Origin of the sequence: Anaerococcus sp. HMSC068A02 (genome assembly GCF_001811125.1) — a bacterium.
GTDB lineage: Bacteria > Bacillota > Clostridia > Tissierellales > Peptoniphilaceae > Anaerococcus > Anaerococcus vaginalis_C.
The window spans coordinates 1,116-2,317 of sequence record NZ_KV803774.1 but is presented as its reverse complement, the minus strand read 5'-3'; the positions used below and the strand labels follow the sequence as shown (position 1 = coordinate 2,317).

Sequence of the window (1,202 nt, the reverse complement as noted above, 5' to 3'; positions counted from 1 at the left end):
GCTGAGCTACAGGCGCATAATTAAAAATATAAGTTTATTAATATCTTAACAATATAATATGGTACTATCATTACCTACTGTAATATAGATTATACCACAAAATTTTAAAAAATAAAAATAATTTATAAAAAATGGAGCGGGTGAAGGGAATCGGACCCTCGCAACCAGCTTGGAAGGCTGGGGCTCTACCACTGAGCTACACCCGCATAAAATTGGAGCGGAAGACGGGATTCGAACCCGCGACCCTCGCCTTGGCAAGGCGATACTCTACCACTGAGCCACTTCCGCAAATAATATAAAAGGAAATAACAAAGTGAAAGCTAAAATAAATTATTAAATTAGCAAGCACCCAATTCCTATTTTTATTTTTAATAAACGTTAAAATTTATAATATAAAGGAAAACCTTAATATGGAGCTGATGATAGGACTTGAACCTACAACCTATTGATTACAAATCAATTGCTCTACCAATTGAGCTACATCAGCACATTGGATCTCTATTGAAATCCAAATGGCGACTTAGATGGGACTCGAACCCACGACCTCCGCCGTGACAGGGCGGCATTCTAACCAGCTGAACTACTAAGCCATAATTAAAATAGCCTAATATAAAAATATTATGGTGGAAGTAACAGGGCTCGAACCTGTGACCCCCTGCTTGTAAGGCAGATGCTCTCCCAACTGAGCTATACTTCCATTTGGTGACCCTACCGGGATTTGAACCCGGGATACCGCCGTGAAAGGGCGATGTCTTAACCGCTTGACCATAGGGCCTTATTAAATATTATATTTATCAAACATACTTTTTTATCTTGCAGCAAGCTACAAATGTCTTAGTCGGCTTGTTGACAAAGTTGCATGCAACTTTGAAACACCGCGACATCTGACCTACCATCAATTTATTTCATAAATTGGGTTAGGATCATAAACCGCTTGACCATAGGGCCGTAAAATTATAAAAAAATATAAGTGGTGACTCCACCGGGATTTGAACCCGGGATACCAGCGTGAGAGGCTGGTGTCTTAACCACTTGACCATGGAGCCCAAAAGCTCCATGCTGGTTAATAAGCTAAGAGCTTATAAAAAAAATGGTAGCGAAGAAGAGACTTGAACTCTTGACACTCCGGGTATGAACCGAATGCTCTAGCCAACTGAGCTACTTCGCCACATGGTTGCGGGAGTAGGATTTGAACCTACGAC

Annotated in this window: 8 tRNA genes; all 8 read right to left on the bottom strand. The window is 40.7% G+C overall.

Annotated features, from left to right (window positions below):
• Nucleotides 1–132: 132 nt before the first annotated feature.
• The 8 genes from HMPREF2782_RS08505 to HMPREF2782_RS08470 all read right to left on the bottom strand — a co-directional run bounded on the left by HMPREF2782_RS08505 (nucleotide 133) and on the right by HMPREF2782_RS08470 (nucleotide 1,168).
• Nucleotides 133–206, bottom strand: a tRNA-Gly gene (locus HMPREF2782_RS08505).
• A gap of 7 nt (nucleotides 207–213) precedes the next feature.
• Nucleotides 214–288, bottom strand: a tRNA-Gly gene (locus tag HMPREF2782_RS08500).
• Nucleotides 289–411: 123 nt separating this feature from the next.
• Nucleotides 412–487: transfer RNA gene (locus tag HMPREF2782_RS08495), tRNA-Thr, on the bottom strand.
• A 26-nt stretch (nucleotides 488–513) separates the two neighbouring features.
• A tRNA-Asp gene (locus tag HMPREF2782_RS08490) sits at nucleotides 514–590 on the bottom strand.
• Between the two features lie 31 nt (nucleotides 591–621).
• A tRNA-Val gene (locus tag HMPREF2782_RS08485) sits at nucleotides 622–697 on the bottom strand.
• Between the two features lie 3 nt (nucleotides 698–700).
• Nucleotides 701–775, bottom strand: a tRNA-Glu gene (locus HMPREF2782_RS08480).
• 196 nt (nucleotides 776–971) lie between these two features.
• A tRNA-Glu gene (locus HMPREF2782_RS08475) sits at nucleotides 972–1,046 on the bottom strand.
• A gap of 45 nt (nucleotides 1,047–1,091) precedes the next feature.
• Nucleotides 1,092–1,168: transfer RNA gene (locus HMPREF2782_RS08470), tRNA-Met, on the bottom strand.
• Between the last annotated feature and the right edge of the window lie 34 nt (nucleotides 1,169–1,202).